The following is a 20,610-nucleotide window of genomic DNA, read 5'->3' as shown; positions in this document are numbered from 1 at the left end:
TGTAAAACTATGCCAACCTCCTAAAACGCCTGTATTAACACCTCCAGTAACTTTAGGCGGAGATTGACGAAAATCAACCTGTAGCGTATATTGCTATAGTAGTACCTGCCTCAGAAGTTACGGTATATTTTTCACCCGTTTTAAAAGGAATTTCAACAGCTGCTTTAGGGCTTATTGCTGCTTTATCGGCTAATTCAATTGCAGGTGTAATAGTCTCGGGCATTTCATGATAACTTGTCCATATAACCTTTATCGTATCATTAACTATGGCTGCCTGAATAGGTTCCTGGTCTTCAAATGCCTGAACGGTAAAGCTTTTTATATAAGCATCTCCTGATACATAGGTAGTATTGTATTCAGTATCGCAGGAGGTCATAAAGCCCAGTGCTGTAATAGCCACCGCTACAAAAGAAAAAAAGTTATTTTTATATTGATTCTGTTTCATTTTATTTTTTATTAAGTGTTGTTTATTTAACGTCTAATTTTTTAAAACATATAAGACATGTAAGTCTTTTGTTTTATTTCTAAAGTCTTACATAAGTTCACTTAAGTTTTTATCTTATATGACTTATATGTTAAAAAAATGTTTTCTTATACTAAGGACGTAATCTAAATTTAAAACGGTTCTAAATTATCTGTTTAAAAAAAGAGGGCAGACTTTTTTTAGTATTTTTACAGACTCAAACTAAAGCCTGTTATTTTTTTAAACTATCGGGCGGCGGTTTTTTATTAGACATTTTTGCCCGAACCGCCAGTTCGGGCATTTTTTTATACTACTTTACTTTAGTATAAGTATAACTTACTGTACCATAGAAAGGAGGCGTACCAAAAGTAGGCACAATACTTGTTACTTCTATTAAATAAGCTTCTGATGCACTAGAAGGACTGGTAACTGCGTCTGCATCTGTCTCTGAATTATCTTTCCAGATTACGATTTTCTTAGTAATACTAAAGGCTTGTGATGCATAGGTATAATAACCTAAACCAAAGTTAAGCGTACCAACGTTCCTTGAGCACTCATATCAACCGGAGCATGCTTAATACTTATCTGGCGCTCAGATAAGCGATGACCAGCAACATAAGTTTCTGGAATTTCTTCCAAAAAAAGCCATTCATTATAATTTTCTATTCTAGCTCGAATTAACATTTTTAAATTTTTATTCTCGAATTACAGCATTTGTAAGTAAATACAAATATATTGTTTTTATTTGTAAAGATTCTAAATAATAAAGCTTTTTTACTTACTTATAGAATTACAAATTTTAGATTCTAATAAAAATTCAATTATTAACTAACCTATTCGTAATCCATTTTCGATTTTAAAATCGGGCGCTAACAGGATAACATCACCTTCTTCTCCCACTGCTCCCAAAATCAGACATTCGCTCATAAATTTTCCTATTTGTTTTTTAGGAAAATTTACAACGGCTACAATCTGTCTGTTTAAAAGAACATCTTTTGTATATCGTTTAGTAATTTGTGCCGAGGTTTTTCGAATGCCAATTGCTTCTCCAAAATCAATTGTCAGCTGAAATGCAGGCTTCCTTGCTTCGGGAAAATCAGCTACATTTATTATAGTTCCTACATGCATTGCCACTTTTTCAAATTCAGTCCAGGTCAAATTATTTTCCATACTTTATAATCATTACTGTTCAAATTTACTTTTTACTATTTGAATAGCCATCTATTTTAGTAACTTTAAACTCTAAATAAAAAACAATGGCAAGAACACCATCAAACATGCTTGATTTAGGAACTACAGCTCCTGAATTTTATTTAAAAGACACTACCTCTAATACCCATTTTTTTTCTTTTGCTGACTTAAAAGGAGAAAAAGGAACATTAGTCTTTTTTATATGTAATCATTGCCCGTTTGTACATCATGTAATGGAGGAAATTATTCGAGTTGCTAATGACTATAGAGTTCAAGGCATTGGAATTATTGCTATTTCGAGTAATGATGTAGTCAAATATCCGCAGGATGGTCCAGAGTTAATGACAGAATATGCATTCGAAAATAATTTTGAATTTCCTTATTTATTCGACATTACACAGGAAGTTGCTAAAGCCTATGATGCTGCCTGCACACCTGATTTTTATTTATTTGATAACCAGGATAAATTAGTTTACCGCGGTCAGCTTGATGATAGCCGTCCAGGAAATGGAATTCCGTTAAGCGGAAGTGATTTGCGTGGTGCAATTGATGGAATTTTATACAATAGAACAATAAATCCTGAGCAAAAACCAAGTATTGGCTGTAATATTAAGTGGAAATAACCCTAAAAAACAAAATCTTTAGTTAACTTTGTTTTTTAAGGAAAATTATCATTTATGATTACTATTACATTTGTTACAACATCTTCTTTTTTGTTTTCTCCTTCAGGAAAACAAAATGTTGTTGCACTTTTTCCTCATAATAAAGCCTTTATTAATTAGGCCTCCGTTCATTTTAATTTTTCTTCAGAGCGGAGGATTTCTTTTTTAATTCTATTTTTTTGACTGGTCATTATTCCAGCAACTTTTTTATTTAATCCTTTTTTAGTTATCAAAAGCACCATTTTAGCTATTGAGGACTAATAATATTTTTTATTGTAAATAATTTTAAATTTTATATTATGAAACCAATACCCACTTTAACAATTACAGACTACAACATTTTGCGTGAATTAACTAAAAATGCAAAAGACAGCACTAACATTAGAGAAATAGCATTATTAACACAGGAATTAGACCGCGCTATCATTAACAAAGAAAACATTTTAGACGAAAACATCATCCGAATTAATTCGCATGTTGTAATTGAAGATCTTAAGACAAATAAACAAATGAGTATTCAAATTGTAATGCCTTCACAATCTAATCTTAAAGAAGGAAAAATTTCTATTTTAGCACCTTTATGCGTTGCCGTAATTGGCTTTAAAGAAAATGATGAAGTAGAATGGCAATTACCATCCGGAATTAAAACTTTAAAAGTAATTGCTGTAAATAATTCTAAAAATACCTAAATACTATTTTGAACACCTCCTGTTTTGAAGGTGTTTTTTTATGTCAAAAATATTCGGTTCAAAAAAAAATCCCATCTCGTTTTTTTCAACAAGATGAGATTTCAATTTTATAATCAACAAGATTAAAAAGACTATTTAACGTCCATTAATTCTACGTCAAAAATCAAAGTAGCATTTGGTGGAATAACACCTCCAGCTCCGCGAGATCCGTATCCTAAATGAGATGGAATTACAAAACGAGCTTTATCTCCTACTTGTAATAAGGCAATACCTTCATCCCATCCTTCAATTACATTTCCTTGTCCTAATGGAAATTCAATTGGTTTTTTACGTGGGTAAGAGCTATCAAAAACTTTTCCGTCAGGCAATTGTCCTGTATAGTGTACAGAAACAGTTTTTCCGTTTTCTGCTTTTTTACCTTCACCTCTTTGAATGAATTGATAACGCAAACCACTTTCTGTTTTTTCAAATCCGGCAGCTAATTTTTCCATTGCTTCTTCAGCAGCATTTTTTTCTGCTTCTAAACGTTTTTTACGATTTCCTTCGAATGTACGGAAAGCTTCAACTGCATTCCATTTTTCAGCCTCTTCTCCTACTCTGATGATTTCTAAAGTTTCTAAAGCATCACCCTGAGCTACTGCATCAACCACATCCTGACCTTCTACTACATGACCAAAAACAGTGTGCTTTCCGTCTAACCAAGAAGTAGGTACGTGAGTAATGAAAAACTGAGAACCATTAGTTCCAGGTCCTGCATTAGCCATAGAAAGTACTCCTGGTTTATCGTGCTTTAAACTTGGATGAAATTCATCATCAAATTTATATCCCGGATCACCAGTTCCTGAACCCAGAGGACAACCTCCCTGAATCATAAAATCAGGAATCACTCTATGAAAAGTTAAACCATCGTAATATTTTGTTCCCTGAGGTTTTACTTTGTTTTCTAAATTTCCTTCTGCTAAAGCAACAAAGTTACCTACAGTTCCAGGCGTTAAATCGTGAGTTAATTTTACTAAAACCGAACCTTTTGAGGTATTAAATTTAGCGTATATTCCGTTTTCCATTTTTTATTTTTTTTATTGAAGCGCAAATTTACAAATTAATTTTTTATCCGTTAGTGCTTTCTAAAGCTTTCCGTTTGGATTTATAAGTCGCTCCATAAACTATAAAAGCTAAGGCTGATAAAAGCAAGCATCCTAAAGTTACGGCATGCCATCCGCCTAATTGCCATAAAAGCAACCCGTAAGCCGAACCAGCTGCTGTTCCTAGAAAACTGAAAGACATAAACACCGTATTCATTCTGTTTCTGGCTTCAGGCAGTATCGAATAAACTCTGGTTTGATTCGAAATATGTACTCCCTGCAAACCAATATCGATTAAAACAATCCCTAAAACAATTCCAATAATATTAGATCCTGAGAAATAAAAAAGCATAAAACTCAAAGCAATAAACAAACAGCCATAACCTACAGCAATTCTGGAATTTCCTTTATCGCCTAGTTTCCCCACTAATGGTGCTGCCAAAGCTCCCGAAGCTCCCACAATTCCGAAAAGTCCAATGGTTGCACTATTGAATGAAAAAGGTTCAGCCGAAAGCAGCAAAACCATTGTAGTCCAGAAAGCACCAAACTGAGCAAAAGAAAATACATTGATTAAAGTAGCTTCACGCAATAATGGCTGTTCCTTTATTAAAGTAAAAAGCGAACCGATTAATTGTCCGTAAGTTCCTTTAAAAACAGGTTTATTCTGCGGAAATTGTTTTTGGATTATAAAAAACAACAATAAACATAATCCTGAAGCAATCCAGAACATAGCACGCCAACCTAATACTTCGCCAATGAATCCGCTTAAGGTTCGTGAAAGTAAAATTCCAACAAGTAAACCACTCATAATTGTTCCCACTACTTTCCCTCTTTGTTCGGGTTCGCTTAACGAAGCGGCCAAAGGCAAAATAAGTTGTGGCACAATCGAAGTAATACCTATTAAAAGTGAAGCTATTTCTAAAATTAAGAAACTTTGTGCGGTAGCGGCAATAATCAACGCAATTACTGTAGCAAATGTGGTCATTAAAATTTGGCTTTTCCTTTCGATTTTATCGCCTAAAGGCACCATAAAAAACAAACCAATGGCATAACCTGCCTGAGTTAAATAAGTAATTGTTCCAGCATCGGCATTAGGAATATTAAATTCATTAGCTATTAGAACAATTAAAGGTTGGCAATAATATAAATTAGCCACGATTAGTCCTGTGGCTACTGCCATAAACAGAACATTTTTTTGAGATAAATTCATTGTGCAAAAATACTAGTACAAAAAATCAGAAGCAATTTTAATAGCTTATTTATTTTTTTAAAAAATTAACTAATGGTTTGATAAACAAATCAAAACTCTCAATATGAGGCATGTGACCTATATTAGGAATTTCTACTAATTTAGAGCCTGAAATTTTACGCTGTGTAGCTTTACCTAAATTTTCATACAATCCCATCGTTTTTTGAACAGCTTCACTTACTAATGGTTTTCCAAGAGCCGTACGATCTCTTGTTCCTATAATTAATAAGGTAGGACATTTTATATTTTGAAATTCGTAAACCACAGGCTGATTAAAAATCATATCATAAGTCAGCGCAGCATTCCAGGCATATCTCTTAAAATCAGGATTCAATGTCCATCCTGCTAATAAATTTACCCATTGATCATATTCTGGTTTCCATTTGCCATCATAATAGCTCTCTAATTGGTATTTCTTTATCTTATCATAGGATTGATTCAACTCATTTTCAAACCACCAATCAACACTTTTATAAGGCACTTTTAGTTTCCAGTCTTCTAAACCAATAGGATTTTCAAGAATTAACTGCTCAACTGTTTCCGGATACATCAACGTAAAACGAGTAGCAAGCATTCCTCCCATTGAATGCCCTAATACCGCTGTTTTTTGAACTCCTAAAGTATCTAAAATATGCTTCGTATTTTCGGCTAACTGCTGAAAACTATACTGAAATCGTAACGGCTTATCTGATTTTCCAAAACCTATTTGATCCGGAACAATAACACGAAATCCTTTTTTAGCCAGCGCTTCTATAGTCGTTTTCCAATAAGCTCCATTAAAATTTTTACCATGCAATAACATAATATTTTTACCATTATAATTATCTGGTTTTATATCCATATAGCCCATTTTTAGTTCCTGCTGCTGCACCCATAAATGCTTAAAATGTACTGGATAAGGATAATTGTAGTTTTTTAAATTAATATCTAATTCCTTTAACTGAGCCTGTTGTGCAAATGAAAATAAGCTTAATAAAAAGAGACTAATGGATAATTGTAATTTCATCTTCATTGTTTTAATTATTTTGGGGTTGTAAATTTAACCATAAAGAATGGTAAGAAAGTAACTATTTTGAAAACTTTACCATTTCTTAGAATTTAAAAAATTATAACAACACAAAAAGAATATCTGATAAAAACAGTTCCAAATTGTATCTTTGCAGCCTAACTATTTGGAAGATTACCATGCGAATTGACATTATTACCGTTCTGCCGGAATTATTACGTAGTCCCTTTGAGGCATCGATTATGAAACGTGCCATAGACAAAGGCTTAGTAGAAGTTCATTTTCACAACCTAAGAGATTACACCACTAACCGACAAAAAAGTGTAGATGACTATCCTTATGGCGGTGGCGCAGGAATGGTAATGACGGTTCAACCCATTGATGACTGTATCACGCATTTAAAAAGCGAAAGAACTTACGACGAGATCATTTATATGTCGCCCGATGGAGAAACTTTGAACCAAAAAATGGCCAATACGATGTCTATGTATGAAAACATTATCATCTTATGCGGGCATTATAAAGGTGTTGATCAAAGAGTGCGTGATCATTTTATTACCAAAGAAATCTCAATTGGTGATTATGTTTTAAGCGGAGGAGAATTAGGTGCTGTAGTATTATCAGATGCATTGATTCGATTAATCCCAGGAGTTTTGAGTGATGAAACCTCAGCTTTAACAGATAGTTTTCAGGATAATTTATTATCAGGACCTATATATACCAGACCAGCCGATTACAAAGGATGGAAAGTTCCGGAAGTTCTATTAAGCGGAAATTTTGCTAAAATTGACAAATGGAATGAAGATATGGCATTTGAACATACTAAAAACCGTCGTCCGGATTTATTGGAGGAAAATTAAAAATTATACGTTAAGAGTTAAGCGTATAAGAATTTAAACAACTCATAACTTTTTAACGAAAATATTTCATAACTCATAACTCATAACTCAAAACTTTTTTATACTTTTGCACCCACATTTAATTAACCTCTGGCGATACCCGTGAATGTTGGTTAGATTTAAAACCATAATTAGCATTTAAAATGGCAAATTTAGTAGATTTCGTTAATAGCGAATTTGTTACAAGAAAAGATTTCCCTGAATTCGGAGCTGGAGATACTATCACAGTTTTCTACGAAATTAAAGAGGGTGAAAAAACAAGAACTCAGTTCTTTAAAGGAGTTGTAATTCAAAGAAGAGGTACTGGAAGTACTGAAACTTTTACAATTCGTAAAATGTCAGGTTCAGTGGGTGTTGAGCGTATCTTCCCTATCAACTTACCAGCTTTACAAAAAATTGAAATCAATAAGAAAGGTGCTGTACGTAGAGCTAGAATTTTCTACTTCAGAGAACTTACTGGTAAAAAAGCAAAAATCAAAGATAAAAGAAGATAATTCTTTTTCTCTTTATCATAAAAAAGTCTCGATTCCAAATTTTCGGAATCGAGACTTTTTTTTACAAAAAAATAACAATTTAAAGTCTTGTCGTTAGTTATCCTTTAAACCGCTTATTTCTATAACAAACAGGACGGTATTTCAGACTGATTTGCATATATTTGCACCGCTTTATTCAAAGCAAACAATACATTTCACATTCTTCTTTGAAGAATTACTACTATAAAATTTAAAAAATGACACAAAAATCAAAGATTGTTTACACATTAACTGACGAAGCACCTTTGTTAGCTACTTATTCGTTTTTACCTATTGTTGAAGCTTTTACTGCTACTGCAGGAATCGAAATTGAAACAGAAGATATTTCTGTTGCTGCTCGTATCCTTGCTAATTTCCCTGAGTTTTTAACTGAAGAGCAAAGAGTAAAAGATTCATTAGCTGAATTAGGAAAATTAGCTACTGCTCCTGAAGCAAACATCATTAAATTACCAAACGTTTCTGCATCTGTACCTCAATTAAAAGGAGCTATTGCCGAATTGCAAGCTCACGGATATGCGGTTCCTAACTACCCTGAAGATCCACAAAACGATACTGAAAAAGAAATCAAAGCTAAATATGCTAAAATATTAGGTTCAGCTGTGAACCCTGTTTTACGTGAAGGAAACTCTGACCGTAGAGCTCCTAAAGCTGTAAAAAACTACGCTAAAGTAAATCCACACTCTATGGGAGCATGGACTGCCGATTCTCAAACTGCAGTTGCTTCTATGGAAAGCGGTGATTTTTACGGAAGCGAGCAATCAGTTACTGTAGCTGAAGCAACTGATGTAAAAATCGAATTCGTAGGACAAGACGGAACTACTAAAGTTCTTAAAGCCAGTACTCCATTAAAAGCTGGTGAAATTATTGACAGTTCAGTAATGCACTTAAACGCTTTAAAATCTTTTGTTACTAAAACAATTGCTGAGGCTAAAGCCAAAGGAGTTTTACTTTCTGTTCACTTAAAAGCTACTATGATGAAGGTTTCTGACCCAATCATCTTTGGAGCTATTGTAGAAGTTTACTTTGCTGATGTATTTGCTAAATACGCTGATTTATTTGCTGAACTTGGAGTAAACACTAAAAATGGTTTAGGTGATGTTTACGCTAAAATTGCAGGTAACGCAAAAGAAGCTGAAGTAAGAGCTGCTATCGATCAGGCTATCGAAAACGGACCAGCTCTTGCTATGGTAAACTCTGATAAAGGAATCACTAACCTTCATGTACCATCTGACGTAATTGTTGATGCTTCTATGCCGGCAATGATTCGTACTTCTGGTCAAATGTGGAACAAAGAAGGAAAACAACAAGATACTATCGCTATCATTCCAGACCGTTCTTACGCTGGAGTTTATACAGCAACAATTGATTTCTGTAAAAAGAATGGCGCTTTCAACCCAACAACTATGGGAAGTATTCCTAACGTAGGATTGATGGCTCAAAAAGCTGAAGAGTATGGTTCACATGATAAAACTTTCCAATTAGCAGCTAACGGAGTTGTTCGTGTAGTGAATCTAAACGGAAACGTTTTAATGGAACAAGCTGTTGAAGCTAATGACATTTTCAGAATGTGTCAAACTAAAGATGCTCCTATCCAGGACTGGGTTAAACTTGCTGTAAACAGAGCTCGTCTATCAAGCACTCCTGCTGTTTTCTGGTTAGACGAAAACAGAGCACACGACAGACAATTAATCGAAAAAGTAAACACTTACTTAAAAAACTACGATACGACAGGATTAGACATCCGTATCTTAAACCCGATTGCTGCTACTGAGTTCTCATTAGAGCGTATCGTTAAAGGACAAGATACTATCTCAGTTACAGGAAACGTATTACGCGACTACTTAACTGACTTATTCCCTATCCTTGAGGTTGGAACTTCAGCTAAAATGTTATCTATCGTTCCATTAATGAATGGTGGTGGTTTATTCGAAACAGGTGCAGGTGGATCAGCTCCTAAACACGTTGAGCAATTTGTAACTGAAGGATACTTACGTTGGGATTCATTAGGAGAATTTTTAGCTTTAGGTGCTTCATTAGAGCATTTAGGACAAACATTAAACAACGAAAAAGCAATCGTTCTTTCTGAAACTTTAGATCAGGCTAACGACGCTTTCTTACAAAATGATAAATCTCCGGCTAGAAAAGTAGGTCAAATTGATAACCGTGGTTCTCACTTTTACTTAGCTTTATACTGGGCACAAGCTTTGGCAGCTCAAACTAAAGATGCTGAATTACAAGCTATTTTTGCTCCTATTGCAAAAGAACTTACTGAAAACGAAGCTAAAATTGATGCTGAATTAATTGCTTCTCAAGGTAAAGCTCAGGAAATTGGCGGTTACTACCAACCAAATCCTGCTTTAGCGAGCAAAGCGATGCGTCCAAGCACAACTTTAAATACTATTTTAGATAAAATCGCTGTAACAGCTTAATTTTATTCTAATTCATAAACTAAAGACAACTCGAAAGGGTTGTCTTTTTTTTTTGCTTTTTAATTATCATTCACAAACCCCTCTTTTTAGCAACCCAGATTTATGAAATTAGAATAACTTTATCAATTTCTCTAATCAGTGTTCCTTTTCTCTTTATTTCAAATATCTTTTGAATTTAAAATTTAAAAATATTTTTTCGTTATAAATAAACGAACATTCATTTATAATTTATACTTTTGGCTCGTAATAAAAAAGTAATGAGAACCAGAGACACTAATAAAGAAGAAATCGTCAAACAAAAAGCAATCCAATTACTAGTCGAAAAAGGTATCGAAGGTTTTAGTATGAATCGCTTGGCTAAAGAAAGTAAAATATCTGTTGCTACTTTATACATTTATTATTCTGACAAAGACGATCTAATTCGGAAAATTGGTATTGAAATTGGCAAAAATTTCTTTTCCGAAATGACTAACGATTTCACAACCTCAATGTCTTTTAGTGAAGGCTTGTACAAACAATGGGAAAACAGAGCACGCTTTACACAAAAATTTCCTTTAGAAGTAAGCTGCTGGGAATTATTAACTCATTCAAGCTATAGCGAATCAATTATCGACGAAAGCTTATTAGAATTCAAGTCAATTATGGAAAATTTCTTTAAAAATGCCATCGAGAAAAAAGAATTAATTCCTATTTCAAAAGAAGTCTTCTGGAGTATTGCCTACGGTCCTTTGTATTCCTTATTACGTTTTGAAAGAGATGGCAAAAATTTTGGTGGAGGACCATTTAAACTCAACCAAAATATTACTAGAGAAGCATTTGAATTAGTTATAAAAGCATTAACACCGTAAATCTCAAACTTATGGAAACTGATTTTAACAACATTTTAATTTTTGGTACGAATATCAAAACCGAAAGAGATAAAGAAACAATAAGCAAAATACTGAATACTAATTCTGAAATTGACCAATGGAATATCGATTTAGAAGATATTGATTCAGTTTTGCGAATAGAAACCAAAACCTTAACAATTCCAGAAATTATCAAGATGATAACAGAACAGGATTTTAAATGTTTTGAACTAAGCTAATAAAAAATGAAAAACAACTCAACAATTCCTTTTACATCTTATCAAAAATTTGCTGTTTTTATTCTGGCAATTACTCAATTTACAGTAATATTAGACTTTATGGTAATTTCTCCGTTAGGCGATATTTTAATGAAAACCATGCAGCTAAAACCAACACACTTTGGATTAGTAGTTTCTGCTTATGCTTTTAGCGCAGGAATTTCAGGCTTGCTTACAGCCGGTTTTGCCGATAAATTTGATCGAAAAAAACTGCTGCTTTTCTTTTACACCGGATTTATTATTGGCACCATTCTTTGCGGAGTCGTAACATCTTATCCTTTATTAGTAGCAGCCCGAATTTTTACAGGATTATTTGGCGGAGTAATTGGATCTATTTCAATGGCCATTGTAACTGATTTATTTTCGATGCAACAACGTGGTCGTGTGATGGGGTTTATCCAAATGGCTTTTGGTGCCAGCCAAATATTTGGGATTCCGTTAGGACTTTACATTGCAACTGCCTGGGACTGGCACGCTCCATTTTTATGGGTAGCGGCAATGGCAGTGATTATTGCCATTCTTATTGCAATAAAACTAAAACCGCTAACTGAACATTTAGCTATTCAAAATAACAATTCACCTTTTCAGCATTTAATCCATACGATTTCAAAACGGGAATACAGAATAGGATTTGCTGCAACAGCCATTCTTTCAGTAGGTGGTTTTATGCTAATGCCTTTTGGTAGCGCTTTTGCTATCAATAATTTAAAAATTACAGAAGAAGAACTTCCGCTTCTTTTCATGATTTCAGGTTTATCAACCTTGATAATTATGCCTATTATTGGAAAATTAAGTGACAGAATAGACAAATTTAAAATTTTCACTGTAGCTTCAATCTGGACAATTTTGACTGTTGCTATTTATACTAATTTATCTCAAACTCCGTTTTGGTTAGTGGGAATTGTAAATGTATTGATGATGATGGGGGTAATGAGCCGAATGGTTCCTTCTACAGCTTTAGTTACTTCTATTCCGGCTAAAGAAGACCGAGGTGCTTTTATGAGTATTAATTCTTCTTTACAACAAATTTCGGGAGGAATCGCAGCAGCTTTTGCAGGGACAATTGTGGTACAAAAAGACACTTTTAGTCCATTAGAACATTACAACACATTAGGATTAATAATCATCGGAATATCTATTGTATCAATTGTATTATTGAACAGGGTAAACCAACATTTAAGAAAAAATCCTGAACAAGATTCAGAAGCTATTTTATCAGTTTCAGAAATTTAACTAACATAATCCAGGATAGAATATTAAATATTAATTAACAGTATTGTAGTTGAATTTTCTGTAATAATACTTGAAATTTGCAATTCAAACATCTTAAAATGATTACAAAAAAAAACATTCTTCTTTTTTCCGTTCTCTTTATTAGTTTAAGCACTTTTGCACAAGAAAAATTCACCTTAAGCGGAATTGTTAGTGATATTAAAAATAACGAAACATTAATTGGTGTTAACATCTATTTTCCGGAATTAAAAATAGGAACGACGACTAACGAATATGGTTTTTATTCGATTAGCATTCCTAAAGGAAACCAGAATATAAACATTAGTTATATTGGCTATCAAAATGTTCAAAAAACCATTTCGATTACAAAAAGCAGTAAAATGAATTTTGCTCTGACCGAAAATGGTGAAATGCTCAACGAAGTAGTAATTACCGATAATAAAGGTCGTGCAAACACCAGAACGCCTGAAATGAGTGTCAACAAACTCTCGATTGCAGCTATAAAAAAAATGCCGGTAGTTTTAGGTGAAGTCGATGTAATTAAATCCATTTTATTACTGCCAGGAGTTACTAATGCTGGCGAAGGCGCTTCAGGATTCAATGTTCGCGGTGGTGGTGCTGATCAGAATTTAATTCTTTTAGACGAAGCTACGATTTACAATTCTTCACATGTTTTTGGATTTTTCTCTGTTTTTAATCCCGATGCGATTAAAGATTTAAAATTATACAAAGGCGGAATTCCGGCTCGTTATGGCGGAAGAGCTTCATCTGTTTTAGATATTTATCAAAAAGACGGAAACAGCAAAGATTTTCATATGAATGGCGGAATTGGATTAATTTCGAGCCGACTTCTTGCCGAAGGTCCGCTGGTAAAAGACCGCGGTTCATTTTTAATTGGAGGTCGGGCTTCTTACGCTCATTTATTCCTGAAATTATCAGAAGATCAAAAAGACAATTCGGCTTATTTTTATGATTTGAATACCAAATTAAGCTATAAAATTAACGACAATAACAATATTTATTTATCGGGTTATTTTGGTCGTGATGTTTTTGCCATCAATAAAAGTTTTAGCAATATTTACGGAAACACTACTTTAAACCTGCGCTGGAATCATTTATTTTCTGATAAATTATTTTCGAATCTTTCGGTAATTTACAGTGATTACTATTATGGATTAGATTTGGATTTCATAGGCTTCAACTGGGATTCTGGTATAAAAAACTACAATATCAAGTATGATTTTAAGCACTATATCTCGGATAATTTTAAATTAAATTATGGTGTTAACGCGTTGTATTACAATTTTAATCCGGGAACAATTAAACCGTCCAGCGAAACATCTAATATAAATCCTGATCAGTTAGATCGAAAATATGCTTTTGAACCATCGCTTTATGTTGAAGCCGAAAATAAGTTATCTAAAAAAATTAGTGTCGCTTATGGTGTGCGCTATAGTATGTTTTCCCGAATAGGAAATTCGACAGTTAATTTATATGAAAATGATAATCCGGTTATTTTTAATTCTGATTTTCAGATTTATGAAAAAGCAACTCCTATAGGCACTAAATATTATGGTAAAAACAAAACGATAAAAAGTTTTGACAACTTTGAACCACGATTTTCAATTTCGTACCAACTCAACGAAGACCAAGCTGTAAAAGCCAGTTACAACCGAATGGTACAATATTTACAACTGGTTTCTAATACTTCCTCTCCTACTCCGCTGGATATCTGGATGCCAAGTGACAATTATATCAAACCTCAAATTGCCGATCAGGTTGCTATTGGTTATTTCAAAAATATTCAAGACGGAGATTACTCATTAGAAATAGAAAGTTTCTACAAAAAGATTCAAAACCGTATGGATTATATTGATGGTGCCGATTTAATTGCTAATGAAGCCATCGAACAAGTAATTCTAAACGGAAGAATGCGTTCTTATGGTCTGGAATTGATGTTCAAGAAAAACGAAGGACGTTTAAATGGCTGGATTTCATATACTCTATCTAAATCAGAACAGCAAACTCCTGGCAGAACTCCCGAAGAATTAGGAATTAATTATGGCAAATGGTACAATTCGGCCTACGACAAAACCCATAATTTAGCCATAACTGCTGCTTATAACCTGAATGAAAAATGGGATTTTGGAGCAAATTTTGCCCTACAATCAGGGCAGCCAGTTACCTATCCTGATAACAAATACCGATATGGAGATGTTTTTGTTCCAAGTTATGGTTTACGTAATCAAAACAGATTACCGCTTTACCATCACTTAGATGTTTCAGCTACTTTAACGCCAAGAAAAAATAAAGGTAGAAAATGGCAGGCTGAATGGGTTTTTAGTATCTACAACCTTTACAATCGTATGAATGCTGCTTCTATCGCTTTTAGACAAAATGAAGATACTGCAGTAAACGAAGCGGTAAAAACATCCATTTTTGGAATGGTTCCAGCGGTAAGTTATAATTTCAAATTCTAAATTTCATTTCGAAAAAAATACAATACAATGAAAAAAAGTTTATATCTCCTTTTAATCCTCTTTATCGGCTTATTTAGTAGTTGTGAAGAAGTAATCGATCTTGACTTAGATAGTGCTCCACCCCGATTAGTGATTGACGCCTCTATTGTATGGATCAAAGGCAGTACAGGAAATGCTCAAAAAATAAAACTTACAACTACAACTGGTTATTATGAAACCGAAGTTCCTATTGTAACCGGAGCAACTATTTTTATAACAAATAGTGAAAACACCGTTTTTAATTTCACCGAAATTCCAAATTCAGGAGAATATGTTTGTAATGATTTCGAACCTGAAATTGGTAAAAATTATACTCTAACCGTTATTAACGATGGGGAAACTTATACTGGAACCGAAACCTTTCAATCATTAGCACCTATTACCCGAATCGAGCAAAATAACCAAGGAGGATTTACAGGAAAAGATATTGAAATCAAAGCATTCTATAATGATCCTGATAATGTTGATAACTATTATCTTTATCGTTATGAATATTCTAATGAAGCTAAACTTAGCTACAATGTTGATGATGACCGTTTTTTTCAAGGCAACGAAAATTCCAGCCGTTCTGAAAGTGACGATTTAAAAGCAGGCGATGTAATAGAACTTACACATTACGGAGTTTCTAAACAATATTACAATTACATGAATATCTTAATTGGAATTATTGGCAGTTCAGGAGGTCCATTTCAAACGCCGCCTGCAACCGTGAGAGGAAACATTAAGAACATTACAAATCCTGAAAATTATCCATTAGGTTATTTTTATTTAGGCGAAACCGATATGCGTCGTTACGTTGTTCAATAATTTTTTTACCGCAAAGGAACTAAGTTTTTCAAAACGTTTCTAAAGAAAAAATCTATGAAATTTGTGGTTGAAATTTTTAAAAACGAACATTCTGTCTCTGGCTAAAAAACAAAAAACTATTAGCTATCTTTGCTGAAATCGTTAATTAAAAAATCTACATTCCTTTGTCATCACATCATATAGTTCGGGACGATCAAGAACCTGCTTTAATTATTGCCAATGGTGCTGCCTGTAATCCCGAATTATTAGGACAATTGCTCGAATGGTCTCCGCTGGTAATTGTACTTGATTCAGCTATTGAAAGAGTAATTGAATTAGGAATCAAAGTAGATGTTTTATTAGGTGATTTCGACCGTGATTTTGATACCAATTATTACAAAGAAAAACAATATCCACTGGAAATTGTACATACTCCAAATCAAGACAAAACGGATTTAGAAAAAGCTTTTGATTATTTGTGCGAAAGAAATATTCCTGCGGCAAATGTAGTTTGGGCAACAGGAAAAAGAGCCGATCATACCATTACGAATCTCACGAATATTGTTCGTTACCGCGATAAATTGAAAATTGTAATTCTGGACGACCATTCTAAAGTTTTTTTATTACCTAAAAAATTCGAAAAATGGTACACTGCCAATTCAATTATCTCATTAGTTCCGGTAGGTCAGGTAACCGGAATTTATTCTAAAAATCTTTTTTATCCCTTAGAAAATGACAGCCTTACGATAGGTTACCGCACCGGAACCAGTAATCATGTTATCGAAGACGGTCTGGTTGTTATTGAATATCAGGAAGGCGATTTATTGCTTATGGAATGCATGGATTAAACATAAAATTACCATTTATAAAAATAACCTACCACAACTTTACTTCAGGATTGTAATTTATTTACATTTTAGACTGAAAAAACAAGCTTAATTCATTATAAAATAACCTTTTATAAATATTAAAGCCGTTTTAATTAACTACCTTTGCAGCGAAATTAAAATACAATGTCTAAAACAATTACAGAGAAGGTCACTTTACATCCTAGAAACCAACATCGGTTGCGTTATGATTTCAATTTACTAATTGAAAATTGTTTCGAATTAAAACCTTTTGTTTTCATCAACGAACATAAAATTGAGTCTATCGATTTCAGTAATCCTGAAGCTGTAAAAACTTTAAATAAGGCATTGTTAGCTACTTATTACGATATTCAAAACTGGGATATTCCTCAAAATTACCTTTGCCCGCCTATTCCCGGAAGAGCCGATTATATTCATCACATCGCCGATTTATTAGCCGAAAGCAATAACGGAATTATCCCAACAGGAATCGAAATTGAAGGTTTAGATATCGGTCTGGGAGCCAATTGTATTTATCCTATAATTGGAAATTCAGTTTACGACTGGAGTTTTGTAGGCACTGATATTGACGAAAAAGCGCTCAACAATTGTAACGAAATAATTCAATCTAACCCTAAATTAATTGAAGCAATCAGTCTGCAACAACAGGTAGAACCTCGATTTATTTTTAAAAATATCATTACTCCCGAAGATAAATTTGCTTTTACAATCTGCAATCCGCCATTTCATAAATCAGCTGATGAAGCCAGTAAAGGCAGCCTTAGAAAAATCAATAATTTAGAAAAAACCAAAGTAACAAAACCCGTTTTGAATTTTGGTGGTCAAAGTTCTGAATTATGGTGTGAAGGTGGCGAACTGGGTTTTATTACCCAAATAATTTACGAAAGTGCTAAATACCCAATGCAATGCTTGTGGTTCACTACTTTGGTTTCTAAACAATCGCATCTTAAAAGTCTTTACAAGACCTTAAACAAGGTCAATGTTGGTAAAATAAAAACCATCGATATGGCGCAAGGACAAAAAACAAGCCGCATTCTCGCCTGGACTTTCCTGACTGAAACTCAATTAAAAAACTGGAAATTCGAAGTAGAACAAGCTGTTTTTTAGCATTTCAATAGTTTCTAATTACAACGGAATTCAATATTTATTTTTTACGTTTACAATTATTATTTTTTTACTGATTTCTAATCATAACTTATTCTAAAACGATATGTTTTCGCTATTTTTAGCAATTCAAAAAAATCTAACACTATTTAACCAAACCATTTATGTTCTTTTTTTTCAAAACCAAACCCAATCAGCTAAAAGTTGTTTCTTTTATAGCTGTCCAAATTCTATTTGCTTCTTTTTGTGAAGCTCAAAACAAAACCAATTCCAATACGCAAGATCTAAAATTATGGTACGACAAGCCATCTGAAAAATGGGTGGAAGCATTACCTGTAGGAAACGGAAAAATTGGCGCAATGATATTTGGCGGTGTTGAAGAAGAATTATTACAACTTAACGAAAGTACTTTATGGAGCGGTGGTCCAGTAAAAACAAATGTCAATCCGGAATCAAAAGATTATTTACCCAAAATTAGAGAAGCCTTACTTCAGGAGGAAGATTATTCTAAGGCTAATCAGCTTACAAGAAAAATGCAGGGCTTGTATTCGCAATCGTATTTGCCTTTGGGCGATATTATTATCAAACAGAATTTCAATAATGTAAAACCTGCGTTTTACTATCGTGATTTAGATATTGAAAATGCTGTAGCAACCACAAAATTCATTATTAATGGTGTCGAATATACCCGGGAAATTTTCACTTCTGCCCCAGACAATATAATGTTGATTCGAATTTCGACAAATAAAAAAGGAGCGCTTACTTTTGATATTTCTTCGAAAAGTCAATTGAAATTTTCTCCTTCAACTCAAGATAACAACGAACTTATTATTAGCGGAAAAGCGCCTGCTAACGTAGATCCTTCTTATTATAACGTAAAAGGGAGAGAACCTGTAATATATGAAGATCCTACAGGATGTGACGGTATGCGTTACCAATATCGTATTAAAGCGGTTAACAAAGATGGAAGTGTTACAACAACTGATTCTGAAATTAAAATCAAAAATGCCAGCGAAGTAATTCTTTACATCGCTGCCGCAACCAGTTTCAACGGATTTGATAAATGTCCGGATAAAGACGGAAAAGATGAGAATAAAATTGCCTCGGACCGAATTAACAAAGCAGTAAAAAAGAGCTATTCTCAATTATTCAACAGACATATTGCTGATTATAAACAGTATTTCGATCGCGTTTCTTTTGCTGTAAAAGATACAGTGAATACTCCAACTAAATTAAAATTACCATCTAACGAACGATTGAAAGCCTATTCTAATGGTGCTTATGATCCTAAAATAGAAACTTTATATTTTCAGTACGGAAGATATTTGCTGATTTCTTCTTCACGTCCAGGCGGGCCTCCTGCTAATTTACAGGGAATTTGGAATGAAAAACTTCGTGCGCCATGGAGTTCTAATTACACCATCAACATCAATACCCAGATGAATTATTGGCCGGCAGAAGTGACCAATCTTTCTGAAATGCACCAACCCCTTTTAGACTGGATTCAAAGTCTGGCTAAAACCGGAAAAGTTACTGCACGCGAATTTTATAATGCCAATGGCTGGGTTGCACATCATAATTCCGATTTATGGGCATTGAGTAATCCTGTGGGCGATAAAGGCAATGGCGATCCTGTTTGGGCTAACTGGTGGATGGGCGGAAACTGGCTCACACAACATCTTTATGAGCATTATCGTTTTACAGGAGATAAAAAATTCCTGGCTGAAAAAGCCTATCCTGTTATGAAAGATGCCGCACTTTTTTCTTTAGACTGGTTAGTCGAAGATAAAAATGGCTATTTGGTTACGGCTCCTTCTACTTCTCCTGAAAATAAATTCAAAGACAGCAAAGGCAAAGAACAATCAGTATCGGTTGCAACTACAATGGATATGTCAATCATCAGGGATTTATTCGATAATTTAATTGAAGCTTCTGAAACTTTAGGAACAGATAAAGCCTTCCGAGAAACCTTAATTGCAAAACGAGCTAAGCTGTATCCATTACAAATTAGCAAAAACGGAACATTGATGGAATGGTACAAGGATTTTGAAGAAACAGATATCCACCACCGTCATGCCTCTCACCTATTTGGTTTGCATCCTGGAAGAGAAATCACTCCTTTGACGACTGACTTTTTTAATGCTGCCAAAAAATCGCTTGAAGTGCGTGGCGACGAAGGAACGGGTTGGAGCAAAGGATGGAAAATTAACTGGTGGGCAAGATTACAGGACGGTGATCATGCTTATTCTTTAATCAGACAATTATTAAATTACGTTGATCCTTCAAGCGGTAATTCTCGTGCCGGAGGAACTTATCCTAACTTTTTTGATGCACATCCACCCTTCCAAATTGACGGAAACTTTGCTGGTACGGCCGGAATGGCTGAAATGCTTTTGCAAAGTCAAGCCAATTATATTCAATTATTACCAGCCTTACCAAAAGCCTGGAGCGAAGGAAATATAAAAGGACTTATTGCAAGAGGAGGATTTGAAATTGATATGAATTGGAGCAAACAGCAATTAAATAATGCATCAATAAAATCGTTAAATGGAGCTGAATGTATCCTTGTTACCAAAGTTCCTGTGAAAATAAAAAATTCTGATATCGTTTCACAAAAAACTGACAATGGTTACCAACTTTCATTTAAAACAACAAAAGGTAAAGCATACCAAATAGTCAAAATATAATTGAAATAATAATTTTTCAAGATTTTCAAAGAGCCGTTTTATTTTATAAAGCGGCTCTATTTTTTAAAGTACTATTATGATTT

At 33.8% G+C, this 20,610-nt stretch carries 19 protein-coding genes; 13 read left to right on the top strand and 6 right to left on the bottom strand.

The window, feature by feature from the left end; genetic code table 11:
* Positions 1 to 73: 73 nt before the first annotated feature.
* The 3 genes from FEM21_RS03425 to FEM21_RS03420 form a co-directional block, all read right to left on the bottom strand.
* Positions 74 to 445, bottom strand: a complete 372-nt coding sequence (locus tag FEM21_RS03425; RefSeq protein WP_035657812.1) for a hypothetical protein — start codon at positions 443 to 445, stop codon at positions 74 to 76.
* A 534-nt stretch (positions 446 to 979) separates the two neighbouring features.
* Positions 980 to 1,147 carry a hypothetical protein gene (locus tag FEM21_RS16535; protein WP_160171305.1) on the bottom strand — a complete coding sequence of 56 codons (168 nt, stop codon included), beginning with the start codon at positions 1,145 to 1,147 and terminating at the stop codon, positions 980 to 982.
* A gap of 144 nt (positions 1,148 to 1,291) precedes the next feature.
* Positions 1,292 to 1,633 (bottom strand): tRNA-binding protein, encoded by a 342-nt coding sequence (locus FEM21_RS03420; protein WP_035657811.1) that lies wholly within the window; start codon positions 1,631 to 1,633, stop codon positions 1,292 to 1,294.
* Between the two features lie 86 nt (positions 1,634 to 1,719).
* Here FEM21_RS03420 and FEM21_RS03415 point away from each other — a divergent pair, with 86 nt between their 5' ends.
* Positions 1,720 to 2,277 (top strand): thioredoxin family protein, encoded by a 558-nt coding sequence (locus FEM21_RS03415; protein ID WP_035657807.1) that lies wholly within the window; start codon positions 1,720 to 1,722, stop codon positions 2,275 to 2,277.
* 338 nt (positions 2,278 to 2,615) lie between these two features.
* Positions 2,616 to 3,005: a GreA/GreB family elongation factor gene (locus FEM21_RS03410; RefSeq protein WP_035657805.1), complete on the top strand. Its 390-nt coding sequence runs from the start codon at positions 2,616 to 2,618 to the stop codon at positions 3,003 to 3,005.
* Positions 3,006 to 3,136: 131 nt separating this feature from the next.
* Here the strand turns inward: FEM21_RS03410 and FEM21_RS03405 are convergent, their stop codons facing one another.
* From FEM21_RS03405 to FEM21_RS03395, 3 genes are all read right to left on the bottom strand, one after another.
* Positions 3,137 to 4,069, bottom strand: a complete 933-nt coding sequence (locus tag FEM21_RS03405) for a peptidylprolyl isomerase (protein WP_035657803.1) — start codon at positions 4,067 to 4,069, stop codon at positions 3,137 to 3,139.
* A 43-nt stretch (positions 4,070 to 4,112) separates the two neighbouring features.
* The gene (locus FEM21_RS03400; RefSeq protein ID WP_236353510.1) at positions 4,113 to 5,267 is read right to left on the bottom strand and encodes an MFS transporter; all 1,155 of its coding nucleotides are present in this window, start codon (positions 5,265 to 5,267) and stop codon (positions 4,113 to 4,115) included.
* A gap of 79 nt (positions 5,268 to 5,346) precedes the next feature.
* Complete coding sequence (locus tag FEM21_RS03395) at positions 5,347 to 6,342, bottom strand: alpha/beta fold hydrolase (protein ID WP_035657799.1); 996 nt, start codon at positions 6,340 to 6,342, stop codon at positions 5,347 to 5,349.
* Between the two features lie 179 nt (positions 6,343 to 6,521).
* On the opposite strand from FEM21_RS03395, the gene trmD reads away from it, so the two are divergent.
* The 11 genes from trmD to FEM21_RS03340 all read left to right on the top strand — a co-directional run bounded on the left by trmD (position 6,522) and on the right by FEM21_RS03340 (position 20,527).
* Positions 6,522 to 7,202 (top strand): tRNA (guanosine(37)-N1)-methyltransferase TrmD, encoded by a 681-nt coding sequence (trmD, locus tag FEM21_RS03390; protein WP_035657796.1) that lies wholly within the window; start codon positions 6,522 to 6,524, stop codon positions 7,200 to 7,202.
* 182 nt (positions 7,203 to 7,384) lie between these two features.
* A complete protein-coding gene (gene rplS, locus FEM21_RS03385; RefSeq protein ID WP_035657793.1) occupies positions 7,385 to 7,735 on the top strand; it encodes a 50S ribosomal protein L19 in 351 nt (116 codons plus the stop codon).
* A 236-nt stretch (positions 7,736 to 7,971) separates the two neighbouring features.
* Positions 7,972 to 10,203 carry an NADP-dependent isocitrate dehydrogenase gene (locus FEM21_RS03380; protein ID WP_035657791.1) on the top strand — a complete coding sequence of 744 codons (2,232 nt, stop codon included), beginning with the start codon at positions 7,972 to 7,974 and terminating at the stop codon, positions 10,201 to 10,203.
* A 257-nt stretch (positions 10,204 to 10,460) separates the two neighbouring features.
* Complete coding sequence (locus FEM21_RS03375; protein ID WP_035657787.1) at positions 10,461 to 11,051, top strand: TetR/AcrR family transcriptional regulator; 591 nt, start codon at positions 10,461 to 10,463, stop codon at positions 11,049 to 11,051.
* Positions 11,052 to 11,062: 11 nt separating this feature from the next.
* Positions 11,063 to 11,290 (top strand): hypothetical protein, encoded by a 228-nt coding sequence (locus tag FEM21_RS03370; protein WP_035657785.1) that lies wholly within the window; start codon positions 11,063 to 11,065, stop codon positions 11,288 to 11,290.
* A 6-nt stretch (positions 11,291 to 11,296) separates the two neighbouring features.
* Positions 11,297 to 12,562, top strand: a complete 1,266-nt coding sequence (locus FEM21_RS03365; protein WP_035657783.1) for an MFS transporter — start codon at positions 11,297 to 11,299, stop codon at positions 12,560 to 12,562.
* Between the two features lie 98 nt (positions 12,563 to 12,660).
* Positions 12,661 to 15,042 carry a TonB-dependent receptor gene (locus FEM21_RS03360; RefSeq protein ID WP_035657781.1) on the top strand — a complete coding sequence of 794 codons (2,382 nt, stop codon included), beginning with the start codon at positions 12,661 to 12,663 and terminating at the stop codon, positions 15,040 to 15,042.
* A 27-nt stretch (positions 15,043 to 15,069) separates the two neighbouring features.
* Positions 15,070 to 15,888, top strand: coding sequence for a DUF4249 family protein (locus FEM21_RS03355; RefSeq protein WP_035657778.1), 819 nt, complete (start codon positions 15,070 to 15,072; stop codon positions 15,886 to 15,888).
* A gap of 164 nt (positions 15,889 to 16,052) precedes the next feature.
* Positions 16,053 to 16,715 (top strand): thiamine diphosphokinase, encoded by a 663-nt coding sequence (locus tag FEM21_RS03350; protein ID WP_035657776.1) that lies wholly within the window; start codon positions 16,053 to 16,055, stop codon positions 16,713 to 16,715.
* 165 nt (positions 16,716 to 16,880) lie between these two features.
* The gene (gene rlmF, locus FEM21_RS03345; RefSeq protein ID WP_035657773.1) at positions 16,881 to 17,843 is read left to right on the top strand and encodes a 23S rRNA (adenine(1618)-N(6))-methyltransferase RlmF; all 963 of its coding nucleotides are present in this window, start codon (positions 16,881 to 16,883) and stop codon (positions 17,841 to 17,843) included.
* A gap of 161 nt (positions 17,844 to 18,004) precedes the next feature.
* On the top strand, positions 18,005 to 20,527 hold the full coding sequence (locus tag FEM21_RS03340) for a glycoside hydrolase family 95 protein (RefSeq protein ID WP_035657771.1): 2,523 nt from the start codon (positions 18,005 to 18,007) through the stop codon (positions 20,525 to 20,527).
* Positions 20,528 to 20,610: the final 83 nt, after the last annotated feature.

Origin of the sequence: Flavobacterium seoulense (assembly GCF_000695795.1) — a bacterium.
GTDB classification, from domain to species: Bacteria; Bacteroidota; Bacteroidia; order Flavobacteriales; family Flavobacteriaceae; genus Flavobacterium; species Flavobacterium seoulense.
This window is presented reverse-complemented; position numbering and strand designations above follow the sequence as displayed.